Origin of the sequence: Streptomyces coeruleorubidus, assembly GCF_008705135.1 — a bacterium.
GTDB lineage: Bacteria > Actinomycetota > Actinomycetes > Streptomycetales > Streptomycetaceae > Streptomyces > Streptomyces coeruleofuscus.
Genome location: NZ_CP023694.1, coordinates 7,280,564 through 7,302,406 on the forward strand (window position 1 = coordinate 7,280,564; position 21,843 = coordinate 7,302,406).

Genomic DNA, 21,843 nt, shown 5'->3' on the forward strand with positions numbered 1-21,843 from the left:
CGTCACAGGGACGGAACCATCCCCGGTCACCGCGAACCCCTGGGAGAGTCATGCGTACCGACATGACCCGCACCGCCCGTCTGCTCCTCGTCCTCGCCCTGTCCGCCGCCGGAGCCGGTGCCGCCGCGGGGTGCGGCACGGCGGAGGCCGGCCGCACCGAACCGGCCCCGTCCCCGCGCTCGAAGGACCGCGCCCATCGGGTCGCGGAAGCCTGGGACGGCTCCCGCGCGGCCGCCCAGTGGCGCGCGGGCTACCACCCCGTCGCACCGGTCGTCCAACTGCCCGCGGGCGGCCTCCGCGACGACGCCGACCGGCGCGCGTACGCGACCGGCACCTTCGACCTGAAGGCGCCGCTCCCCTCCGCCCGGGGAAAGAGCGGCCGGGTGACGTGGAAGGACGGGGGCTCGCTCACCAGGCCCCTCGTGGCGGCCGAGCGGGCCTACCGGGCCCTGGACGGCAACAGCGCCCCCGGTCCCCGACTGACCGTCACCAAGGCCGAGTCGGGCGACATGACCGTGCTCACCAGCCGCGGGCCGGCGACCGTCCCGGCCTGGCTGTTCACTCTGGAGGGCTATGCCACTCCTCTGAAGACGGCCGCCGTGAACCCCTCGGAGGTGCCCAAGTCGCCTGTCGCGCCGCTCGGGCAGGACGTACCCACGGACGTGCTCGCGCCGCTCGGCGGCCTGACGAAGGTGGCGGAGGACGGCCGGTCCGTCACCGTGGTGGCGCACCACGGATCCTGCGACGACGGCCCCGTCGTGACGGCGCTGGAGACGCGCGGCAGCGTCGTGCTGTCCGCCTCCGTGACCGGCACCGACGACGGTCCCTGCACGAGTGACCTGCGCGGCGAGAAGGTGACGGTGAAGCTGGACCGGCCGGTCGGCGACCGCGTCGTCCTGGACGCGTTCACGGGCCGTCCGGTGCCGTACACCGAGTGGCCCGGGGCGGCACCCGGCCGGAGCTGAGACACCGCTGGTTTCAGCCTCGCACCGCCTGGTTCAGGCCTGCACCGCCGTCGCGATCAGCTGGTCGATCAGGGCGATCAGCACGTCCCGGCACGACTGCCTCTCCCGCGCGTCGCACAGCAGCACCTGCACGTGCTCCGGCACCGCGAGTGCGTCCCTGATGTCCTCGGGCGGATACGGGTGTGCGCCGTGGAAGCCGTTGACCCCGACGACGAAGGGGATGCCCCGGCGTTCGAAGAAGTCGATCGCGGCGAAGCTGGACTCGGGTCTGCGGACGTCGACCAGGACCACGGCACCGAGCGCGCCGAGGGCCAGGTCGTTCCACATGAACCAGAACCGCTGCTGCCCCGGCGTGCCGAACAGGTACAGCACCAGGTCCCGGCTGATGGTGATCCGGCCGAAGTCCAGGGCCACGGTGGTGGCCCGCTTCTCCTCGATACCGTCCAGGTCGTCGATGCCCAGACCGGCCATGGTCAGGGGTTCCTCGGTGCGCAGGGGGACGATCTCGCTGACCGACCCGACCATGGTGGTCTTGCCCACGCCGAAGCCCCCGGCGATGAGGATCTTGACCGTGTCGGGTGCCGAGGACGCGTCGGTGGCGACGTCAGAGCCGGCCAAGGCCGTCCCTCACTTTCTTCAGCAGGTCCAGGTCCGGAGCGGTACGGGAAACGAGGCGCGGCGGACGGACGGTGATCCGGCCCGCCTCCAGCAGGTCGCAGAGCAGGATGGCGACCACGCTCACCGGCAGGTCGAGCCGGGCGGCCAGCTCCGCCACGGCCACCGGCTCGGCGCACAACCGGAGGATCCGGGTGTGCTCGGGCTGGCACCGGGCCGCCGCATCGGGCTGCGGATCGACCGCGGTCACCGTCGCGATGAGCGTGAAGTCGGCGCGGCTCGGCCGGGTCCGGCCACCGGTCAGCGCGAACGGCCGTACGAGCCGCCCCGCCGAGTCGCCTCCGCCCACCTCACACGCCGGGGTCGACGACGGGCCCGGCCATGCCCCGCGGTGCCGCGCTGAGGTGCTCGCCGATCTTCTTCACCAGCATGTTCATCTGGTACGCCACCACACCGACGTCAGCGCCCGGACCGGTGAGCACGACCAGGTGGGCGCCGGGGCCGGCGGAGGTGAGGATCAGATAGCTGTTGGCCATCTCGATGAGCGCCTGGCGCACCGGACCGCCGCGGAAGTCCATGCTGACGCCCTTGCTGAGGCTCATCAGCCCCGACGCGGTCGCCGCGAGCCGCTCGGCGTCGTCGCGCAGGAATCCGGTGGACTTGCTGACCACCAGGCCGTCCTCGGACAGCACCACGGCCTGGTTCACATCGGCGACCCGCTCCACGAGTCCGGTCAGCAGCTGGTCGAGCTGGGTGTGGGTGGCGGGGATGGGGCGTGTCATTGCGGTGTCCTTCGTCAGCGGTCAGCGGTCGGCGGGCGGAGTCGAGGGGACGGGGGCGGCCTGCCGGGGTGGTGCGGCCGCCTCCTCGTCGTACGGCGGTTCGGCGTCGTCGTCACGGGCCCGGAGCGTGCCGCGCTGGAAGCCGGCCAGGGAGGAGGCGGCCGCTTCCGCGGTGAAGTCGTCGGGGGAGCCGTCGCCGCCGGCGGACGCGGGCTCCTCGCGCAGTTCCTCCACCAGGCTGGTCTGCGGCACCCGGCGGGGAAGCGGGGCGAGACCGTCCCGGCGGGGGACGACGGTGCCGGCACCGGGAGCGGTCCGGGCCGACGCGACGGGCAGGGGCTCACGCGCGGACCCGGCGGTGCCCGCGGCACCGTCCGGCTCCTCGGCGTCCTCGGGCTTGTCGGCGTTCTCGGCGTCCACCGGGCTCCGCCCGCCGGCCGAACCCGGTACGTCCACAGCACTCCGCCCGTCGTCCGCCGGGCTCTGCCCGTTCTCCCCACCGCCACCGGTCTGCGGGCCGCCGCCCGCCCCCCTCGGACCGACGGAGGAGGCCGGGCCGTTCGGGCCGGCCACGTCCCCGGCGTCCCGCACGCCCGGCGCACCGGCCTGGAGGATCTCCCGCACCACGATGTCGTGCGGTATCAGCACGATCGCCGTGGTCCCGCCGTAGGGCGAGGAGCGCAGAGTGACGGCGATGCCGTGCCGGTGGGCCAGCTGGGCGATCACGAACATGCCGAGCCGCAGGTCGTCGGCGAGCGCCACCACGTCGAACTGCGGGGGCACCGCGAGCTGTTCGTTGAAGGACGCGTAGTCCTCCTCCGACATGCCGAGGCCGCGGTCCTCGACCTCGACGGCCAGGCCCTTGGCGACCATCCCGGCCCGCACGGTGACGGCGCTCGGGGCGGGGGAGTACGCGGTCGCGTTGTCGATGAGCTCGGCCAGCAGGTGGATGACGTCGGCCACCGCGGGCGGCGCGAGGTACACCTCCTCCTCCGTGTGCACCTCCACCCGCTGGTACTCGGCGACCTCGCCGACCGCACTGCGCAGGATGTCGATCAGCGCGACCGGCTCGCTCCAGCTCCGGCCGGGCCGCTCGCCGCTGACGATGACGAGGTTCTCCTCGTAGCGGCGCAACTGACTGGCCGTGGAGTCCAGTTCGTACAGGCCCTTGAGGATGTCCGGGTCGGAGTGCTCGCGTTCCAGCGTGTCGAGCCTGCTGAGCTGGAGGTTGACCAGGTTCTGGCTCTGCCGGGCGATGCCCAGGATGATCTTCTGGAAGCCGCGCCGGGTGTCGGCGAGTTCGACCGCGGTGTGCACGGCCGTGCGCTGGGCTGTGTTGAACGCCTGGGCCACCTGGCCGAGTTCGTCGTGCCCGTAGTCCAGCGGGGGCGTCGCGGACTCCGGGTCGACCGTCTCGCCCCGCTCCAGCCGCGCCACCACGTCGGGCAGCCGCTCCTGCGCGAGGCTGACGGCGGCCCGGCGCAGGCCGCGCAGCCGCCGGGACAGCGAGCGGGTGATCCGCCAGGACATGCCGACGCACACCAGCAGCGCGAGCAGTCCGCCGGCGCTCAGGATCCCCGCCTTGAGCAGCAGCCCGTCCGCCTTGTCGGCACTGCGTTCGAGCAGGCCCGTGGTCTGCTGCTGGATCAGGCTCGCGTACTGCTCGGAGAGCTTGTCCATGGCGGCGTTCCACCGCTTCCGGGCGTCGGGCAGGGCGATCCGGTCCGCGGTGGCACCTGCGTTCCGGGCCGCCAGCACCTGGTCCTCGATCGCCTGGAGGGTCTGCCACTCCGGACTCGCCAGGATCCGCTCGGTCTGCGCCTTGGCCTGTCCGGTCAGCTGGGGCACGACCTGGTCCTTGACCAGCCAGCGCCGGGTGTTCACCAGCTCCGTGAACTGCGTCCAGGCGTTGTCGTCCAGATGCCCGGACGGCCAGGCCAGGGTGAGCTGAGCGTCCTCCCGGGAGACCAGCTCCGCCGCGTGCTCCAGCCCGACCAGCGGCCCCGCCTGCGAGGTCAGGTCGCCGTCGTCGACCTGGGAGAGCTCCTGGAAGGCGTGGATCTGGTCGTCGATGATCGAGGAGTACTGGTCCAGCGCCTGCTGCGCGGTGATGTCGGTCGGGTCGTCGACCTGGTCCCGGTAGTACTCCAGGCTGCCCACCGAGCCCAGCACCGAGTAGAGCCGGTCCGAGACGCGGGAGGGCGCCTTCTCGATCGCGTCCGCCTGCCCGACCAGCTTCGCGACCGCCGCGTCGGTCTCCTCGCGCTGCGTGTCGAGGGCGGCCCGGGAGCCGTGCGGCGAGGCCAGCCAGGCCGCCGACAGGCTGCGTTCCCGCTGGAGGGCGAGCGTCGCGTCCGTGCCCATGGCACCCGTCGACCGGCTCAGCTCCGTCTGGTCACGCAGCCGAAGCCCCTCCGAGAACATCTGGATGGTCGTCACGCCCCACATGGCGGCGAGGGTGACGCTGGGCACCAGGGCCAGAAGCACCAGGGAGAGGCGTATGGATCCGAGACGGCGCCGGGCACCTGTCCGTCGAGACATCGTCGTCCTAGGGCGATCAGCGGGGAGGGAGGAGCGGGGAGGCGGATCGGTGGAGGCGGGGGGTGGGGGACGGGCGCGGGGGTGTGTGGGTGCCGGTTACGGCACATGGGATGCGCAGGATGTTATCCGTACAAGTGACCGCACGGGCCGGGCCTGACCGAATCTTTGGCGACACCGTCACAGGACGTGCCCGGTCACCGGGTCCCGGCGGCGGCGAACCGTGCCACCGCGGACACGTTGGACCTGGTCACGAACGCCGGGCCGGTGAGCACCGGAGCCGTCCCGCCGCCGCTGACGTTGCCGTTGGTCCGGTACAGCCACAGGGCGTCCACCGCGAGGTAGCCCTGGAGGTAGGGCTGCTGGTCCACGGCGAACTGCACGTCGCCGCCCTTGACCGCCTCGACCAGGTCCTTGTCGAGGTCGAACGTGGCGACCTTGGCCCTGCTGCCGGCCTGCTCGACGGCCTTGACCGCGCTGAGCCCGTACTGGGCGCCCAGGGTGACGACCTCGTCGATGCTGGAGTCCTGCCGCAGCCGGGACGCGATCGTGGCGGTCACCGCGTTCATGTCGCTGCCGTCCACGTACAGGTTGTCGGTGTCGCCGTCGAACGTCTTCCGTACGCCGGCGCAGCGGGCCTCCAGCGCGACGTTGCCCCGTTCGTGCACGACGCACAGGGCGTGCTTGGCCCTGACCTCGTCCAGCTTGTCGCCGACGGCCTGGCCGGCGACGGACTCGTCCTGGCCGAAGTACTCCAGCAGACCCGCCGGCCGCCAGGCGTCGATGCCGGAGTTGAGCCCGACGACGGGTATGCCGGCCGCCTTGGCCCGGGCGATCGGGCCCCGCATCGCCGCGGGCTTGGCCAGCGTCACCGCGATGCCGTCGACCTTGTCGCCGACCGCGTCCCGCACCAGCGCGGCCTGCGCGGCCGCGTCGGAGTCGCTGGCGTACGTCAGGTCGATGCCGTCCTTGGCGGCTGCCGCCTCGGCGCCCCTGCGCACCAGGTCCCAGAAGGCGTCGCCCTTGCCGCCGTGCGTGATCAGGGCGACCTTCATCCCGCCGCCCGGCCCGCCCACCGGGTCCGCGTCCGGCCCGTCGTCACTCGCGCCGAGGACGGAGCAGCCGGCCACCAGCAGACACACGGCGGACACCAGGGCCGCGACACGGGTGAGTCTCGCGGAGGTGTGCGGCGGGGGAGGAGTGTTCATGAGCGGCGGACCTCGCTGTGCGGCCGAGCAAGAGCAGGGGGGAAGAGCACACACGGACCGCGCCTGAGCACGGGCCGGATGACTCTCGCTGGCCCGGAGCCAACCGTGTGTGACCACCGGGCGTCAAGTGAGCAGCCACTTGCAGTGAGTTGATGCTGCCGCATCGTGATGATCTGTCCGACGGGTCGAACGTCCGAGGTCATCCCCTGGTTTTCCGTACCGTCCGTGCGGTTCGGGCGCCGGCGTGATGGTGCGGTCCGGAAAGAAGGAGGAGAGCGCCGCGGGCCCGGCCTCCGGTGATCCGGCCGGGCCCGCCGCGCAGTCCGTCAGCCCGTGAGGACCGGCAGCGTCCGATGGCCGTGGGAGATGAACGAGTCCACCGGCCGCAGCTCGTCCTCCGGTACGGCGAGGGTGAGTCCGGGGAACCGTTCGAAGAGGGCGGGCAGGGCCACGCGCGCCTCCAGCCGGCCGAGCGGGGCGCCCAGGCAGTGGTGGGCGCCGTATCCGAAGGCCAGGTGGTCCTTCACGGCGCGGGTGACGTCGAAGGCGCCGGCGTCCGGGCCGTGCTGCTCCGGGTCGCGTCCGGCGGCGGAGTACGCGGCGAGGATCGCCTCGCCCTTGCGGATCACCTGGCCGTCCGGGCCGCCCAGTTCACCGAGGGGCAGGTCCTCGACGGCGTACCGCAGCGGCAGGCTGGCCACCGGAGCCTCGGCCCGCAGGGTCTCCTCGATCACGTCGTCCCAGGAGGCCCGGCCGCCGCGGACGTGCGCGAGCTGGTCGGGGTGGGTGAGCAGGGCGTGGACGGCGTTGTCGAGCAGGTTGACCGTCGTCTCGTGGCCTGCGCTGATCATCAGCATCAGCGTGTCGAGCAGCTCCTGCTCGCTGAGCCGGGTGCCGCTCTCCTCCTCGCGGGCCGCGATCAGCGCGCTGGTCAGGTCGTCGCCCGGCGCCGCCCGCTTGACGGCGACGAGCTCGCCGAGGACGGCGTAGAACCGGGCGTAGATGTCGGCGACTTCGGCGGCGTCGGCCGAGGTGTGGAAGACGCCGTCCACCACGACCCGCAGCTCGGGACCCAGCTCCTCGGGTAATCCGAGCAGTTCGCCGATGACCTGGATGGGCAGCGGATAGCAGAACTCCTCGCGCAGATCGACCGCGTGTCCGTCCGCCCCACCGCCCGCCCCGGCCTTGGCGACCCGGTCGAGCAGGGTCGCGGTGATCTCCTCGATCCGGGGCCGCAGCGCGGCGGTGCGGCGGGCGGTGAACGCCTTGGAGACGAGGGTGCGCAGCCGTTTGTGCTCGGTGCCGTAGGCCGTGAACATGTTCCGCACCGAGACCCAGGTGTACAGCGGCCAGTCCGGTGAGACCTCGCCGTCGAGCCAGCGGTGCCAGTGCCGGCGCGCGTCCTTCGACACCCGTGGGTCGGTGAGCAGCCGCTTCAGCAGCGGGGCGCTGCTGACCGCCCAGGCCGGGACACCGTGGGGGAGTTCGACGGGGGTGACGGGGCCGCGCTCGCGGATCCGGTCGGCCTCGCCGTGGATGTCGCGGCCGGTCGGGTCGATCACTATCGGGTGTGTGAACTCCATCGGTCTCTCCCTGGTCTGGCGGCGGTTCGCATGGCACGCGGACGCCTCGTGGGCGTGCGCGGCACGTCCAGCCAAGTGGCCGCGGCCGGGCGGCGCCAGAGGGTGGAGAATCACTGGCCTGATTCAGGCGGCGTGGCCGGCTTCCTGCTCCAGGGGCGGCGCCATCGCCTTGGCGGCCCGTGCCTGTTTCCTGCGCTGCCGCCGGCTGACGCGCGGCTCCTGGTCCGGCAGCCACCCGAAGGTGAGGCAGCTCCCGACCACGCCCAGGAGCAGGCCCACGAAGAAGCCGCCCAGGTTCGAGGTCAGCCAGGTCCCCAGGGAGACCAGCACCCCGACGACCGAGTAGAACAGGCGCTGGGAGGGGTTGAAGAGGATCAGCACGCCGCACAGCAGCATCACGGCCGGGAGCAGATAGCCGGCCAGGCCCTGCATGCCGACGTGCAGGATGACGTCCAGCGACGCCTTGAGGGTGAGCAGGACCTCCGCCCCGCCCAGGGCGAGCAGCAGCCCGCCCCAGAAGGGACGGCCCGCCCGCCACCGGCGGAAGGCGGGCCGGATCTTCCCGCGCGGTCCGCCGGACATCAGCAACCCGACTCGCTGAAGCCCAGTTTCAGCCCGGGCAGCTTGAACACGCCGGCCGTCGTGGCGTAGTTGGTCTGCCGCAGGTTGGCGATGCGCACGGTGTCCGACTGCTGGCTGAACACGCCCTTCGGCCCGCGGCCCAGCGGCCCGGCCTTGTCGAGCGTGCTGGCGTCGTTGCCGATCTCGATGTTCTTGAAGGCCGCGTCGCCCGAGAGCTCCGTGGAGTCGGTGGTCAGATCGCTGGCCCGGACCTTCTGTGCGCCGCCACCCGCCCTGATGATCAGGTTCGTGCCGCCCAGGTCCACGCTCTGGCACAGCTTGGTGAGCGTCGCGTCCTTGATCACGGAGGTGACGACCAGCACCTGACCGCCGGTCTCACCCGCGTTCGGGCTGCCCTCGGCCATCTCGTCCAGGCCGCCGAACTGTGCGAAGCCGGTGCCGTTCAGCTCGGTGGCGGTGACCGTGAACGGCATGCCGGAGATGGCGAACTGCACTCCCAGCGCCCCTTCGGCGGTGAGGACCGCGAGGCCGGCGGCGACCACGGCGGCCGGCACCGCCATCACCGCGGCCCGGCGTCCCCGGACCCGCCCGCGTCGCGCGGGAACGTCACCGACGTCGGCGGTGGCGGGGCCTTCCGGTCTTTCGGAGGTGTGCTCGGCGGTGGAGGTCATGTCTGCTCCAGGTGCGTGTCGGTGCGGCTCGGACTTCGGTGGCACGTTGCCCTGGCGCGGACATCGACCGCGTACGCACGTCTCCCCGCAACTCCCGGCGGTTGCAAGGGCTTTCTCGGTACGCCGCAGTAGCCGACTCGGAAGTTACCGGGGGTTACATGAAGGGTCAAGGGAAGTGTGAACAAAGAGTGTGGGATGTGCGCCGCATGTGAGTCATCGCCCTCCGGAAAGTCGCAGCGAACGCACAACTCCCTTGCAGGGCCTTGACGTTGGCTGACGCCCAGGTCTACAACTCTCCTCGTCTCACCGGATCCGTGGCGCCGGATCCGCTGCGCGGCGCTTGTCCGCGTGTCCCGGACCGCTCGTCCCGTACGGGCAGCTCGCCGCCCGGCGCGTCCGCACGGGCTTTCCATCGCCCGAGTCCGCTCCTTCACGGCACCGGCACGGGCCCTTCCCCAGAGCGCCGTGCCACCAGCCACCCCCCGCCCGGCCCGGCCGGAGGCCTGTCCCCGTGCGCGCCTCCGGCCGGTCACCGGTCTGCCGTTGCCGGTCCGTCACGTACGGAGAAGGCGTAACGGACCGGCGACGGCGGACGCCGAACCGCGTCCCCGCACCCTCACCCCGCTTCAGAGAAGAGGTACACCCGCATGCGTACGCGCACCCTCCTCACCCTCACCGCCGCCGTCGCCGCCCTGGGCCTCACCGCCCCCGCCTCGGCGGCCGACACCCCCGTCCTGACCACCGCCGACGGCGCGGCCGTCGCGGTCGGCGACGTCCTCGACGCGTCCCTGGCGAGCGGCACCGCCGCCACCTTCTACTCCAGCGCGACCGGCACCAGCGGCATCTCCTGCAGCAAGTCGGCGTTCGCGGCCACCGTCACCGACAACCCGGCCGCTCCCGGCACCGCCACCGAGTCCCTGACCTCGCACAGCTTCGACACCAGCGGCTGCACCGCCAACGTCGTCGGAGTGCTCGGCGTCAGCGGCATCACCGTCGACAACCTGCCCTACACCACCAGCGTCTCCTCGGACGGCACCGTCTCCGTGACCCCGGGCGCGGGGTCCGCCATCCAGTCCACGGTCCGGCTGCGCACCCTGCTCGGCACCATCAACTGCGTCTACCGGGCACCCAGCCTGACCGGCACGGCGAGCAACGCCGACAACAGCATCTCCTTCACCAACCAGCAGTTCACGAAGGCGTCCGGCTCGTCGCTGTGCTTCGCCAACGCCTTCTTCACCGCCAAGTACTCGCCGGTGACCAAGGGAGGCGTCGCCGTCAACGTCAACTGACCGCTGACAGGCGTCGGTTCAGCGCCGACGCAGCCGTACCGCCAGGGCGGCGCCGCCGGTGAGCAACAGCACCGCCGCGGCGCCGCCCGCCAGCATGGGGGTGGACGGGCCGGAGGCGGATTCGGAGGCGGGTCCGGGAGCGGGCTCGGAGGCGGGTCCGGAGGTGGATCCGGAAGTGGGCACGGAGGTGGGTCCGGAGGCAGGCCCGGAGTTCGAGGCCAACGGGGTGCTCTCCTTCTCCACTTCCCGCGACGCCTCCTTCTCCTGCTTCTTCTCCGGGAGCGCCCTGTCCTTCTTCTCCTCCGGGAACACCACGTCCGAGCAGGAGTAGTACGTGTCCGGCGTACTGCTGTTCTGCCAGACCGTGTACAGCACGTGCCGCCCGGTCCGGTCGGACGGCAGGGTCGCCTCGACGCGGTACGCGCCGTCCGTCAGGGCCGGGTCCGTCACCTCGGCGAACGGCTTCTCGGGCAGGTCGGACCAGGACAGCGGCCCGGCCGGGTCGTAGCCGGGCTTCGTCAGGTACATCCGGAACGTGCCGGTGTGCGGGATCGTCGAGACGTACCGCATGGTCAGCGTCTCGCCGGGCGTCATCCGGGTCGCCGGCCAGTCGGCGCGGGCGAGGTCGAGCCCCTTGTAGCCGGGCAGGCCCCCGCTGCACAGCTTCCCGTCGGGGACGACCTGCCGGTCCCGGCCGTCCACGTTCGCCACCCGCAGGTTGTCCCACGCCGTGAAAGGCGCGCCGTTCGCCGCGACGGCCGCGCGGCACGCCCCCGAGCCCGCTCGCCCGCCGCCCTCGGGGGAACAGGCCACCACCCGGCTCACCGGATCCGTCGGCGCACCGTGCGCCCGCGCCGGACCCGCCGCCCACAGCGGCAGCAGCAACGGGGTCACGAGGGCGGCCGCGAGCGCGGCGCGGTGTGCGGTGGTACGGGGCATCCGTCTGCGTCTCCTCGGCCGGACCGGTGCGGTCGGTAGTGCAATACGGGCAACCGGCCCGGCGCGTTCACCGCGCCACGACCTGTTCGAAAAGGGGGCCATTCGCGCCCAACTGCCCGCCATAGAGGGTTGGTTTGCGGCTCGATCGAGGGTTTCCCCCGTATCCCGATGACCTTCACTTTGCCTATCGTTCGACCACAGCTGACCCACAGGTAACCCCGGACGGGTCCGCTCCCCACACGCCTGGCCGGCCACCGCGTCGCTCTTTCGAACCACCCCCCTCCGCTTCAGCGAGGAAGCGCATCCACCGCCGCTCCGCCCAGCCCGGAGTCCGGCCACGAAAGGCAACGACCGTGCGTATCTCCCCAGAGTTCAGACGGAAGCTGATATCCGTCACCGCCGTCTCCGCCGCCCTGCTGACCGCCGCCCCCGCCTCGGTCGCCGTCGCCCAGGAGACCGCACCCCGGCCGGCCCCCGTTCCGGCCGCCCGGACCGAGGCCGCCCCCGGCACCCCGGCCGAGCGGCTCATCGTCGGCTACAAGTCCGGCGCGACCGAGGCGAAGTCCGACAAGGCCGCCGCCGCCGACGCCGCGGCCAAGGCCGAGAAGACCGGCGAGGACGTCGACTTCCAGCGCCGCCTCGGCACCGGCGCCGCCCTCGTCGACCTGGGCACGAACCCCGCGCGGGCGGACGTCGCCGACGTCGTCGCCCAGTACGAGGCCGACCCGCAGGTCGCCTACGTCGTGCCGGACCGCCTGAACAAGCCGACGGCCGTCACGCCGAACGACACCGACTACGGCAAGCAGTGGGACCTGTTCGAGTCCACCGCGGGCATGAACGTCCCGGCCGCCTGGGACACCACCACCGGCACCGGCGTCACCGTCGCCGTCATCGACACCGGCTACGTCACCCACTCCGACCTGGCCGCGAACATCGTCGGCGGGTACGACTTCATCTCCGACACCGCCGTCTCCGTCGACGGCAACGGCCGTGACAGCAACCCGGCCGACCCGGGCGACTGGTACAACGCGAACGAGTGCGGTGCGGGCATCCCGGCCTCCAACTCCTCCTGGCACGGCACGCACGTGGCCGGCACCATCGCCGCCGCCACCGGCAACGGCAAGGGCATCGCCGGCATCGCCCACGGCGCGAAGATCTCCCCGGTCCGCGTCCTCGGCAAGTGCGGCGGCTACGACTCCGACATCATCGACGCCATCACCTGGGCGTCCGGCGGCACCGTCTCCGGCGTCCCCGCCAACACCAACGTCGCCAAGGTCATCAACATGAGCCTCGGCGGTGGCGGCGCCTGCTCCACCGCCACCCAGAGCGCCATCAACGGCGCCGTGAACCGCGGCACCTCGGTCGTCGTCGCGGCCGGCAACGAGAACCAGAACGTCTCCAACTCCTCCCCGGCGAACTGCAACAACGTCATCTCCGTCGCCGCGACCAACCGCGCCGGCAGCCGTGCCTCGTACTCCAACTACGGCTCGCTCGTCGACATCTCCGCCCCCGGTGGCGAGACCCGGACCTCCACCGCCAACGGCATCCTGTCCACGCTGAACTCCGGCACGAAGACGCCGTCGAGCGAGAACTACGCCTACTACCAGGGCACCAGCATGGCCACGCCGCACGTCGCGGGCCTCGCCGCCCTGATGAAGTCGGCCAACTCCGCCCTCACCCCGGCACAGATCGAGTCGGCCATCAAGGCCAACGCCCGTCCGCTGCCCGGCACCTGCTCCGGCGGCTGCGGCGCCGGTCTCGCGGACGCCGCGAAGACGGTCCAGGCCGTCAAGGGCGGTACGTCCACCGGCACGACCTTCTCCAGCACCACGGCCGTCGCCATCCCGGACAACGGCGCGGCGATCGAGTCGCCGATCAGCGTCACCGGCCGCAGCGGCAACGCCCCGTCGGCCCTCCAGGTCGGCGTCGACATCACCCACACCTACCGCGGCGACCTCGTCATCGACCTGGTCGCGCCGGACGGTTCGGCGTACCGTCTGAAGTCCGCCGCCTCCGACTCCGCCGACAACGTGAACACCACCTACACGGTGAACGCCTCCGGCGAGAGCGCCAACGGCACCTGGAAGCTGCGCGTCCAGGACACCGCGGCGCAGGACACCGGCACGCTCAACGGCTGGAAGCTGACCTTCTGATCCTTCTGAATCTCCTGGTCCTCCCTCGAAGAGGACGCTGAACGGGCAGCTCACAAGCGGGCGGGCCGGCCGGTGCGGATGGGGCACCGGCCGGCCCGCCTTTACGTGCGGCCGCACAACCCCCACAGTTAGATACCGAACGCGCTGTTTTCTTTCACCAGTTGCGATTGTTTTGCCGGATGTGCACCCACACTCCGGCACACTGGTGTGGTGAACACCGTCTGAGGGTGAGTTATCGTGTACACGGGGTAAAAACAAACGGCATGACCCGTTCATTTCGGTCCCGGGAGAGTTCAGTCGATGGCGAGGCAGTTGCGAGCCGAGCAGACCCGCTCGACGATCATCACGGCCGCCGCTGACCTGTTCGACCGTCGCGGCTACGAATCGACCAGTCTCAGCGACATCGTGGAGCACGCTCAGGTCACCAAGGGCGCCCTGTACTTCCACTTCGCGGCGAAGGAGGACCTCGCCCACGCGATCCTCGAACTCCAGTCGCACACCGCCCGCCGGCTGGCGACGGAGACCGACCATCGCGGCCACACGTCCCTCGAGGCGCTGATGCGCCTCACGTTCGGCATCACCCGCATGTCCGTCGAGGACCCGGTCCTCAGGGCCGGCCTGCGGCTCGCCACCGGAGGGATCCGGCCCCGTCCGCCGCTGAGCCATCCGTTCACGGAGTGGCTGGACATCGTCACGGCCCGGCTCGTCGGCGCGGTCAAGGAGTCCGACGTCCACCCGGACGTCGATGTCGACGTCGTGGCCCATTCCCTGGTCTGCTTCTTCGTCGGCACCCGGGTCGTGGGCCGCTCCCGCGAGCCCGTCGCGCGCCAGCCCCGCCGGACCGCCGAGATGTGGAACATACTCATCCGCGGCCTGGTCCCGGTGACCCGCCGCGCCCGCTACCTGAGCCTGGCGGCCCGCCTGGAACGCGAACTGGCACCGGTCTGACGGTCCCCGGGCGGGACGAAGCGCCCCGGGTGACCCACGGCCCCGACCGGACCGGCCGGGACACGGCGCCCGCGCGCTACGGTGAGCCGCATGCCCGACACCCCATCCGCACCCGTGCTCCTCGGCGACCAGCCGGGCTCCTTCCCCCACAGCGTGCTCGCCGAGCGGCACCCGGCCATCATCCGGCAGGTGCGCGAGGCCTTCCCGTACGAACCCGGCCAGCACCGCGCGCTCGACGACCTGCTGGCGAACTGCACCAAGGGCGAGATCGAACCGCTCCCCGCCGACGCGTACGACCGCGACCTCTGGGAGACCTGGGGGCTGCGGGAGTACACCGGCCGGTCCTGGTTCGACGTGCCGTGGCTCTGGTCCGAGAGCTGGTTCTACCGCCGGCTGCTCCAGGCCGTCGGCTACTTCGGTCCCGGCCCCTGGCAGGGCATCGACCCCTTCCGCCCCTTCAAACTGGCCGAACTCGACTCCCGTGAGACCGACGAGGAACTCGCCGCGCTCGACGACCTCGCAGGGCTGCCCGCAGCCGAACAGGCCCAGGCCCTGCTGCACGGCTCCCTCTGGGGCAACCGCGCCGACCTCGGCTTCCGTCTCTCCGCCGAGGGCTCACGGACCGCCGACGCCGCCCCCGGGCTGGTGGCCGACGACAGCGACCGGCTGTGGGCCCTGCTCGGCGGCTCCGGCACGGGCACCCTGTGCCTGGTCGCCGACAACGCGGGCCGTGAACTCGTCCCCGACCTGCTCCTCATCGCCCATCTCCTGGCCCACGGGCGCATCGGACGGGCCGTCCTGCACGTCAAGCCCTACCCGTACTACGTCTCCGACGCCACCACCGCCGACGTCGTCGACGCACTGCGCCGGCTGACCCGTGCCGGGGGAGCCGCTGCCGAGTACGGACAGTGCCTGTGGTCCGCCCTGGCCGACGGCCGCCTGACGCTGCGCGCCCACCCCTTCTCCTGCGCCCCGCTGCCGTACGAGGAGATGCCCGCCGACCTGCGCGCCGACTTCGCCTCGGCCACGCTCACCGTCGTCAAGGGCGACCTCAACTACCGCCGCCTGGTGGGCGACCGCCTCTGGGCCCCGACCACGCCGTTCGCGGACGTCACCGCGTACTTCCCCGGCCCCGTCGCCGCCCTGCGCACCCTCAAGTCCGACGTGATCACCGGCCTCGACGCCCGCACCGAGGCCGAACTGGTCGCCGCGGAGGACCAGCGCTGGCGCACCGGCGGCACGCACGCGCTGATCCAGCTACGGACGCCCTAGGAGGTCCCTCAACCTCGCACAACCTCCCGCGAGAACACCGGCATTCAGCCCCGATTCACGCGATGGTGTGATCATGTCCGGTCCCGCGGATGCCGCCGCGAGGCGCCGGGTAGGGCCCGGCCATGACGCAGCCGTTCGAACTCCCGCACTTCTACATGCCGCATCCCGCGCGGCTGAACCCCCATCTCGACGAGGCCAGGGCGCATTCGAGCGAGTGGGCGCGCGACATGGGCATGCTGGAGGGATCCGGAGTCTGGGAGCAGGCCGACCTCGACGCGCACGACTACGGCCTGCTCTGCGCCTACACCCACCCCGACTGCGACGGCCCCGACCTCTCCCTCATCACCGACTGGTACGTGTGGGTCTTCTTCTTCGACGACCACTTCCTGGAGAAGTACAAGCGCAGCCAGGACCGCGTCGCCGGCAAGGCCCATCTGGACCGGCTGCCCCTGTTCATGCCGCTGGACCTCTCGACTCCCGTACCGGAGCCGGAGAACCCGGTCGAGGCGGGCCTGGCCGACCTGTGGGCGCGTACGGTGCCGAAGATGTCGCAGGACTGGCGCCGCCGCTTCGCCGTGGCGACCGAGCACCTGCTGAACGAGTCCCTGTGGGAGCTGTCCAACATCAACGAGGGGCGGATCGCCAACCCCGTCGAGTACATCGAGATGCGCCGCAAGGTGGGCGGCGCCCCCTGGTCGGCGGGCCTCGTGGAGTACGCGACGGCCGAAGTGCCCGCGTCCGTCGCGGAGTCCAGGCCGCTCAGGGTGCTGATGGAGACGTTCTCCGACGCCGTGCACCTGCGCAACGACCTGTTCTCCTACCAGCGGGAGGTCGAGGACGAGGGCGAGAACAGCAACGGCGTGCTCGTCCTGGAGACCTTCTTCGGCTGCACCACCCAGGAGGCCGCCGACACCGTCAACGACATCCTCACCTCCCGCCTCCAGCAGTTCGAGCACACGGCGTTCACCGAAGTGCCCGCGGTCGCCCTGGAGAACGGCCTCACCCCCGGCGAGGTCGCGGCCGTGGCGGCGTACACCAAGGGACTCCAGGACTGGCAGTCCGGCGGTCACGAGTGGCATCTGCGCTCCAGCCGCTACATGAACGAGAACGCGGTGCGCGGCGGCAGCCCATGGCCGGGATGCACCGGCATCGGCACCTCGGCCGCCGACGTCCGCGCCCTGCTCGCCACGGCCGGGGCGGAGCGGCTGCGGTCCTACACGCACGTGCCGTACCAGAAGGTGGGACCGGCGCGGATCCCCGACATCCGCATGCCGTTCCCCCTGGAGCTCAGCCCGCACCTGGACCACTCCCGCCGGAGTCTGCGCGACTGGGTGGAGCGGATGGGCATCCTCGCCGAGGGCGTCTGGGACGAGGACAAGCTCCGGGCCTACGACCTCGCGCTCTGCTCGGCCGGCCTCGACCCGGACGCCACCCCCGAGGCCCTCGACCTCAGCGCGCAGTGGCTCGCCTGGGGCACCTACGGCGACGACTACTACCCGCTCGTCTACGGCCACCGCCGCGACCTGGCCGCCGCCCGGCTGACCACGGCCCGCCTGTCCGACTGCATGCCCGTCGACGGCGATGAGCCGCTGCTCCCGGTCAACGCCATGGAGCGCGGCCTGCTCGACCTGTGGCTGCGCACCACCGCGGAGATGACGCCCGAGTCGCGGCGCACCCTCAAGGACGCGATCAACGTCATGACCGAGAGCTGGGTGTGGGAGCTGTCCAACCAGCTCCAGAACCGCGTGCCCGACCCGGTCGACTACCTGGAGATGCGCCGCGCGACCTTCGGCTCCGACCTCACGCTGAGCCTATGCCGGATGGGACACGGCCCGGCCGTCCCGCCCGAGGTCTACCGCAGCGGCCCGGTCCGCTCCCTGGAGAACGCCGCGATGGACTTCGCGTGCCTTCTCAACGACGTCTTCTCGTACCAGAAGGAGATCGAGTTCGAGGGTGAGATCCACAACGCGATCCTCGTCGTGCAGAACTTCTTCGGCTGCGACTACCCGACCGGGCTCGGCATCGTCCACGACCTGATGAGCCAGCGCATGCGCCAGTTCGAGCACGTCGTCGAGCACGAGCTGCCCATCCTGTACGACGACTTCCAGCTCACGGAGGAAGCACGCGCGGCCATGGGGACGTATGTGACGGACCTGCGGAACTGGATGGCCGGCATCCTCAACTGGCATCGCGAGGTGGACCGCTACAAGGACGAGTGGCTGTCCCGGCGTGCCCACGGCTTCCTCCCGGACCGGCCGCCGGCCGTGCCCGTACCCGCCTTCCGATGAGGCAGAACTTTCCGGCCGGATCTACTCGTAACGGGACATGACGGAACCCCCGGTGGTGCCACGAGCAGTGGGCCCGCGACCACGGCTCGCGCCGCGCCCGGTACGCCGGGTGCGGTGCGAGCCGTGCCGTCGTTCCCGCCTGTCCGGCGGCACGCACGGCCCCACCGACGCCGGATCAGTCTCACTCGTTCGTGGCTCATCGCATGCCGGAGCGCCGGGTAGAGCACCAGCCGTGATCGTTCCGCATCCGACGGGGACGATCCGCACCATCCGGAGGCGAGCCATGGAACAGACCGCGCTGCGACCCAAGCCGATGCCGGGTCAGGAGCCCGACGGGGCGGCGTCGGCGACGGGGGCCGGCCCCGCACGGCCCCGACCGCGCGCCCCCCGGCGCCGCGGGAGGCGGCTGCTCAACGTGCTGTTCGCCGCGTTCGCCGGCGCGGTCCTGGTCCTGTCCGGAATCGGCCTCGGGGCGATGGGCGCCACGGTGATCGGCAAGGACGGAGTCATCGACGTCATCGATCCGCGAGGGCGGCATACGCCGTCACCGCCCGTCCCCTCGCCGTCCGCCGTCGTGTCAGCGCCCGCCGCCGTGACCCTCGGCGTGCAGGTCATGGACGCCGGGAAGCCGGGCGCCCTGGTCGTCGGGCTCCACGTCCCGGGGCCGGCTCAGGAGGCGGGCCTGGTGCGCGGCGACCTGCTCCTCGCCTTCGGCACGACCCGCATCGACACGGCCGCCGACCTGGCCCGGGCCGTCGCCCGCGCCCGCCCCGGCGCGAAGGTGAAACTGACGGTGCGGCACCGCAGCGGCGGCTACCAGCAGCTCACGGTCGTACCGGCCGTCGTCACGTGACCACCCGGAAGTGGCTCGTGAGCCGTCCCGAGTCGTCCAGGACGTGGAAGGCGATCCCGGGCGGCGCGTCCCGGTCGGCGACCTGCTCGCCCTCCCAGGGCAGCCGCAGCGTCCATGTCACACCGGGGCCGACCGCCAGCGGCCGCCCCGCGAACGACGTCGCGGCGGGGGTGTGCGCGTGGCCGGTGATCAGCCCCGCGATCTCGGGCCGGCGGGCCAGCAGCCCGGCCAGCCGGCCGGACTCCCGCAACGGGTACGAGTCGGGCAGCGGGTGGTGCAGCGCCACCGGGGGGTGGTGGAAGGCGAGCAGGGCCGGCAGGCCGCCGTCGAGTTCGTCGAGGGTCGCCTCGATCCAGTCGTACGTCTCCTCGTCCAGCTCCCCGTCGTCGCGACCGGGGACGCTGGAGTCGCACATCAGCACGGCACCGTCGTCGAAGACCTGCACGCTGTTGACGGGCCCCTCCGCTCCCGGCAGGCCCAGCAGCGCCTTGCGGTAGGGCGCGCGGCTGTCGTGGTTGCCGGGGCAGGTCAGCACGGGGAACGGGACGTCGCCGTCGCGCAGCCCCAGGATGCGGGCGGCCTCCTCGTACTCGGGCTCGGTGCCGTGGTCGGCGATGTCCCCGGTCACCAGCAGCGCGTCCACCTGGCCGGGCAGCTCCCACAGCCGGTCGCGCACCCGCTCGGCGCGTTCCGTCGCCCGCGCGCTTCCGTCCAGATGCAGATCGCTGATGTGTGCGAGTACGAGCACGGTCGTACGCCCCTCGATCGAACGACTAATGGATGTCGAGCATCTAAGCATTACTTCTAACGCCTGAGCAATCCTCTGCCATTAGCGGCGATCTTCGGGCGAAGTCCACAGATGGCTCGCGCCGCCCCCTCCGGCCGGGCAGGATGCTGCCCGTAGCCCCTTCGTCCGTCCCTGGGAGGCCCGGATGACCGGAAGCACGGCGGCGTCCTTCACCGCCGACGACTACAGGGCCCGTATGGAGCGCGCCGCGCGGACGGCCGCCGAGGCCGGCCTCGCGGGCCTGCTGGTGGCCCCGGGGCCGGACCTGGTGTGGCTCACCGGCTACACGCCCCCGGCGGTGACCGAACGGCTCACCCTGCTGGTCCTCGCCGCCGGACAGGACCCCGTCCTCGTCGTCCCCGCCCTGGAGGCCCCGGACGCGCAGAAGGCGGCCGGCGCCCCCGCCCTGACCCTGCGCGACTGGACCGACGGCAAGGACCCCTACGCCGCCACCGCCGCCCTGCTCGACGCCTCGGGCCGGTTCGGCATCAGCGACAACGCCTGGGCGCTGCACCTGCTGGCGTTGCAGCAGGCCGTGCCCGGCAGCTCCTACACCTCGCTCACCGAGGCCCTGCCGATGCTGCGTGCCGTCAAGGACGCGGCGGAGCTGGAGCTCATGACGGCCGCGGGAGCCGCCGCCGACGCGACGTTCGAGAAGATCCGGAACGTCCCCTTCGCCGGCCGCCGGGAAGCGGAGGTGGCCGCCGACCTCGACCGGTTGCTGCGCCGGTACGGACACGAGCAGGTCGACTTCACCATCGTCGCCTCGGGCCCGAACGGCGCCAATCCGCACCACGAGGCCGGCGACCGCGTCATCGAACGCGGCGACATGGTCGTCCTGGACTTCGGCGGCCTGAAGGACGGCTACGGCTCCGACACCTCCCGCACGGTCCACGTCGGTGAACCCACCGACGAGGAGCGCCGCGTGCACGACACCGTGCGCGAGGCCCAGGAAGCGGGGTTCCGCGCCGTACGGCCGGGCGCCGCCTGCCAGGACGTCGACCGGGCCGCCCGTGCGGTCATCGCCGACGCCGGCTACGGCGAGTACTTCATCCACCGCACCGGACACGGCATCGGCGTCACCACCCACGAGCCGCCGTACATGATCGAGGGCGAGGAGCGGCCCCTCGTGCCCGGCATGTGCTTCTCCGTGGAACCCGGCATCTACCTGCCCGGCCGGTTCGGCGTGCGCATCGAGGACATCGTGACCGTCACCGAGGACGGCGGACGGCGTCTGAACACCACCTCCCGCGAGCTGGTCATAGTGGAGTGACGCCACCGATGTCCCCCGCACGCCTCCCGAACGGCAACGGCGCGACCATGACCCAGGCACCGACACCCACCGCGGACACCGTCCGCCGATTGGTCCGTTCCCTGCTCAAGGACGGCAAGGACAGCAAGGACGGCAAGGACGGCCAGGACGGCCAGGACATCAAGCAGGGCAAGGACGGCAAGGGCGGCAGGGAGGCCCGGCAGGGGAGGGGCTCCGCCGCCGGCCCCGACATCCGGCCCGCCACCGAGGGCGCCGACCCGGCCACCTGGTGGGTCGGCAACCGCCATGTGCTGCGCCTCGCCCCCGACCGCGAGGCCACCGTGCGCCAGCGCCGCGAACTGCGCCTGCGCGACCTCGTCCGCCCGCACGTCCCGGTGGCGGTGCCGGTCAGCGTGGCGCACGGCGAGTGGGCGCCCGGGCTGACCTACACGCTGGACACCAAGGTGCCCGGCGGCTCGGGAGAGGCCCACGACGTGTCCGCCGTCGGCGAGGCCGACCTCGCCGGACTGCTCACGGGGCTGCGCGAGGTACCGGTCCGGCAGGCCGAGACCCTCGGCGTGCCGCGTACCGCGCCGCGCTCCCTGGAGGGGCTGCGCCGGGCCGCAGTGCGGGCCGCCGAACGCCTCGCCGACGCCGACGAGTTCGACGCCGCCCGCCTGAACCAGCTCACCGCGCCCGCCGCGGCGCAGCTCGCCGCCCAGTCGGGCTCGGCGGTCCTCACCCACCACGCCCTCACGGGCGGCCATCTCGTGGTCAGCGCCGACGGACGGGTGCGCGGCGTCCTCGGCTGGGCCGACGCGGTCGTCGGCGACCCCGCCGAGGACATCGCGGGCCTCGCGCTCGCCGTCGGCTCACCCGCCGCCGTACGCGCCGCCACCCTCGCCGGCTACGGCGCCCGCCCCTGCCTGCGCGGCCTGTGGCTCGCCCGCTGCGACACGGTCGTCCACCTCGCCGGGGCCCTCACGAGCCGGGACGCGGGCCGGCTCACCCTGCTGCGCACGCAGGTGCGCCGGGCCTGGGAGCCGATCCTGCTGGAACGGGTGACGGACCTGCGGGACACGGACGACGCCCTCTGACGGACCGGGCGGCAGCAGGGC

19 protein-coding genes are annotated in these 21,843 nt (G+C 72.2%); 9 read left to right on the forward strand and 10 right to left on the reverse strand.

The genetic code is table 11. The annotated features are described in order from the left end of the window. Positions 1-50: 50 nt before the first annotated feature. Positions 51-965: a hypothetical protein gene (locus tag CP976_RS33590; protein WP_150483677.1), complete on the forward strand. Its 915-nt coding sequence runs from the start codon at positions 51-53 to the stop codon at positions 963-965. Positions 966-998: 33 nt separating this feature from the next. Here the strand turns inward: CP976_RS33590 and CP976_RS33595 are convergent, their stop codons facing one another. The 8 genes from CP976_RS33595 to CP976_RS33635 all read right to left on the reverse strand — a co-directional run bounded on the left by CP976_RS33595 (position 999) and on the right by CP976_RS33635 (position 8,944). Further along, complete coding sequence (locus CP976_RS33595) at positions 999-1,583, reverse strand: GTP-binding protein (protein WP_150483678.1); 585 nt, start codon at positions 1,581-1,583, stop codon at positions 999-1,001. Beyond that, on the reverse strand, positions 1,570-1,929 hold the full coding sequence (locus tag CP976_RS33600) for a DUF742 domain-containing protein (RefSeq protein WP_150483679.1): 360 nt from the start codon (positions 1,927-1,929) through the stop codon (positions 1,570-1,572). The genes CP976_RS33595 and CP976_RS33600 overlap by 14 nt, the downstream gene beginning before the upstream one ends. Before the next feature lies 1 nt (position 1,930). Then, positions 1,931-2,362 (reverse strand): roadblock/LC7 domain-containing protein, encoded by a 432-nt coding sequence (locus CP976_RS33605; RefSeq protein ID WP_020271575.1) that lies wholly within the window; start codon positions 2,360-2,362, stop codon positions 1,931-1,933. 21 nt (positions 2,363-2,383) lie between these two features. After that, positions 2,384-4,903 (reverse strand): sensor histidine kinase, encoded by a 2,520-nt coding sequence (locus CP976_RS33610; protein WP_150483680.1) that lies wholly within the window; start codon positions 4,901-4,903, stop codon positions 2,384-2,386. A 194-nt stretch (positions 4,904-5,097) separates the two neighbouring features. Beyond that, a complete protein-coding gene (locus tag CP976_RS33615; protein WP_150483681.1) occupies positions 5,098-6,108 on the reverse strand; it encodes a substrate-binding domain-containing protein in 1,011 nt (336 codons plus the stop codon). Between the two features lie 326 nt (positions 6,109-6,434). Next, entirely contained in the window at positions 6,435-7,691 is a 1,257-nt protein-coding gene (locus tag CP976_RS33625; protein WP_150483682.1) for a cytochrome P450 family protein, read from the reverse strand. Between the two features lie 123 nt (positions 7,692-7,814). Continuing rightward, entirely contained in the window at positions 7,815-8,273 is a 459-nt protein-coding gene (locus CP976_RS33630) for a DUF6114 domain-containing protein (protein ID WP_150483683.1), read from the reverse strand. Next, complete coding sequence (locus tag CP976_RS33635) at positions 8,273-8,944, reverse strand: DUF6230 family protein (RefSeq protein WP_150483684.1); 672 nt, start codon at positions 8,942-8,944, stop codon at positions 8,273-8,275. The genes CP976_RS33630 and CP976_RS33635 overlap by 1 nt, the downstream gene beginning before the upstream one ends. Before the next feature lie 647 nt (positions 8,945-9,591). Here CP976_RS33635 and CP976_RS33640 point away from each other — a divergent pair. Beyond that, positions 9,592-10,233 (forward strand): Tat pathway signal sequence domain protein, encoded by a 642-nt coding sequence (locus CP976_RS33640; protein WP_150483685.1) that lies wholly within the window; start codon positions 9,592-9,594, stop codon positions 10,231-10,233. A gap of 18 nt (positions 10,234-10,251) precedes the next feature. Here CP976_RS33640 and CP976_RS33645 read toward each other — a convergent pair whose 3' ends face one another. Then, entirely contained in the window at positions 10,252-11,172 is a 921-nt protein-coding gene (locus CP976_RS33645) for a lytic polysaccharide monooxygenase (protein WP_150483686.1), read from the reverse strand. A gap of 353 nt (positions 11,173-11,525) precedes the next feature. Here CP976_RS33645 and CP976_RS33650 point away from each other — a divergent pair, with 353 nt between their 5' ends. From CP976_RS33650 to CP976_RS33670, 5 genes are all read left to right on the forward strand, one after another. Next, positions 11,526-13,325, forward strand: coding sequence for a S8 family peptidase (locus CP976_RS33650; protein WP_150483687.1), 1,800 nt, complete (start codon positions 11,526-11,528; stop codon positions 13,323-13,325). Positions 13,326-13,625: 300 nt separating this feature from the next. Then, positions 13,626-14,273 carry a ScbR family autoregulator-binding transcription factor gene (locus tag CP976_RS33655; protein WP_150483688.1) on the forward strand — a complete coding sequence of 216 codons (648 nt, stop codon included), beginning with the start codon at positions 13,626-13,628 and terminating at the stop codon, positions 14,271-14,273. Between the two features lie 90 nt (positions 14,274-14,363). After that, positions 14,364-15,545, forward strand: coding sequence for a damage-control phosphatase ARMT1 family protein (locus tag CP976_RS33660; protein ID WP_150483689.1), 1,182 nt, complete (start codon positions 14,364-14,366; stop codon positions 15,543-15,545). A 122-nt stretch (positions 15,546-15,667) separates the two neighbouring features. Continuing rightward, positions 15,668-17,833 (forward strand): germacradienol/geosmin synthase Cyc2, encoded by a 2,166-nt coding sequence (gene cyc2 / locus CP976_RS33665; protein WP_150483690.1) that lies wholly within the window; start codon positions 15,668-15,670, stop codon positions 17,831-17,833. A 283-nt stretch (positions 17,834-18,116) separates the two neighbouring features. Next, the gene (locus CP976_RS33670) at positions 18,117-18,686 is read left to right on the forward strand and encodes a PDZ domain-containing protein (protein ID WP_150483691.1); all 570 of its coding nucleotides are present in this window, start codon (positions 18,117-18,119) and stop codon (positions 18,684-18,686) included. Here CP976_RS33670 and CP976_RS33675 read toward each other — a convergent pair. Continuing rightward, the gene (locus tag CP976_RS33675) at positions 18,679-19,434 is read right to left on the reverse strand and encodes a phosphodiesterase (protein WP_150483692.1); all 756 of its coding nucleotides are present in this window, start codon (positions 19,432-19,434) and stop codon (positions 18,679-18,681) included. The genes CP976_RS33670 and CP976_RS33675 overlap by 8 nt on opposite strands. 184 nt (positions 19,435-19,618) lie before the next feature. Here CP976_RS33675 and CP976_RS33680 point away from each other — a divergent pair, with 184 nt between their 5' ends. Both CP976_RS33680 and CP976_RS33685 read left to right on the forward strand, forming a co-directional pair. Next, complete coding sequence (locus tag CP976_RS33680) at positions 19,619-20,746, forward strand: aminopeptidase P family protein (RefSeq protein ID WP_150483693.1); 1,128 nt, start codon at positions 19,619-19,621, stop codon at positions 20,744-20,746. Positions 20,747-20,793: 47 nt separating this feature from the next. Continuing rightward, the gene (locus tag CP976_RS33685; RefSeq protein ID WP_150485609.1) at positions 20,794-21,822 is read left to right on the forward strand and encodes an aminoglycoside phosphotransferase family protein; all 1,029 of its coding nucleotides are present in this window, start codon (positions 20,794-20,796) and stop codon (positions 21,820-21,822) included. Positions 21,823-21,843: the final 21 nt, after the last annotated feature.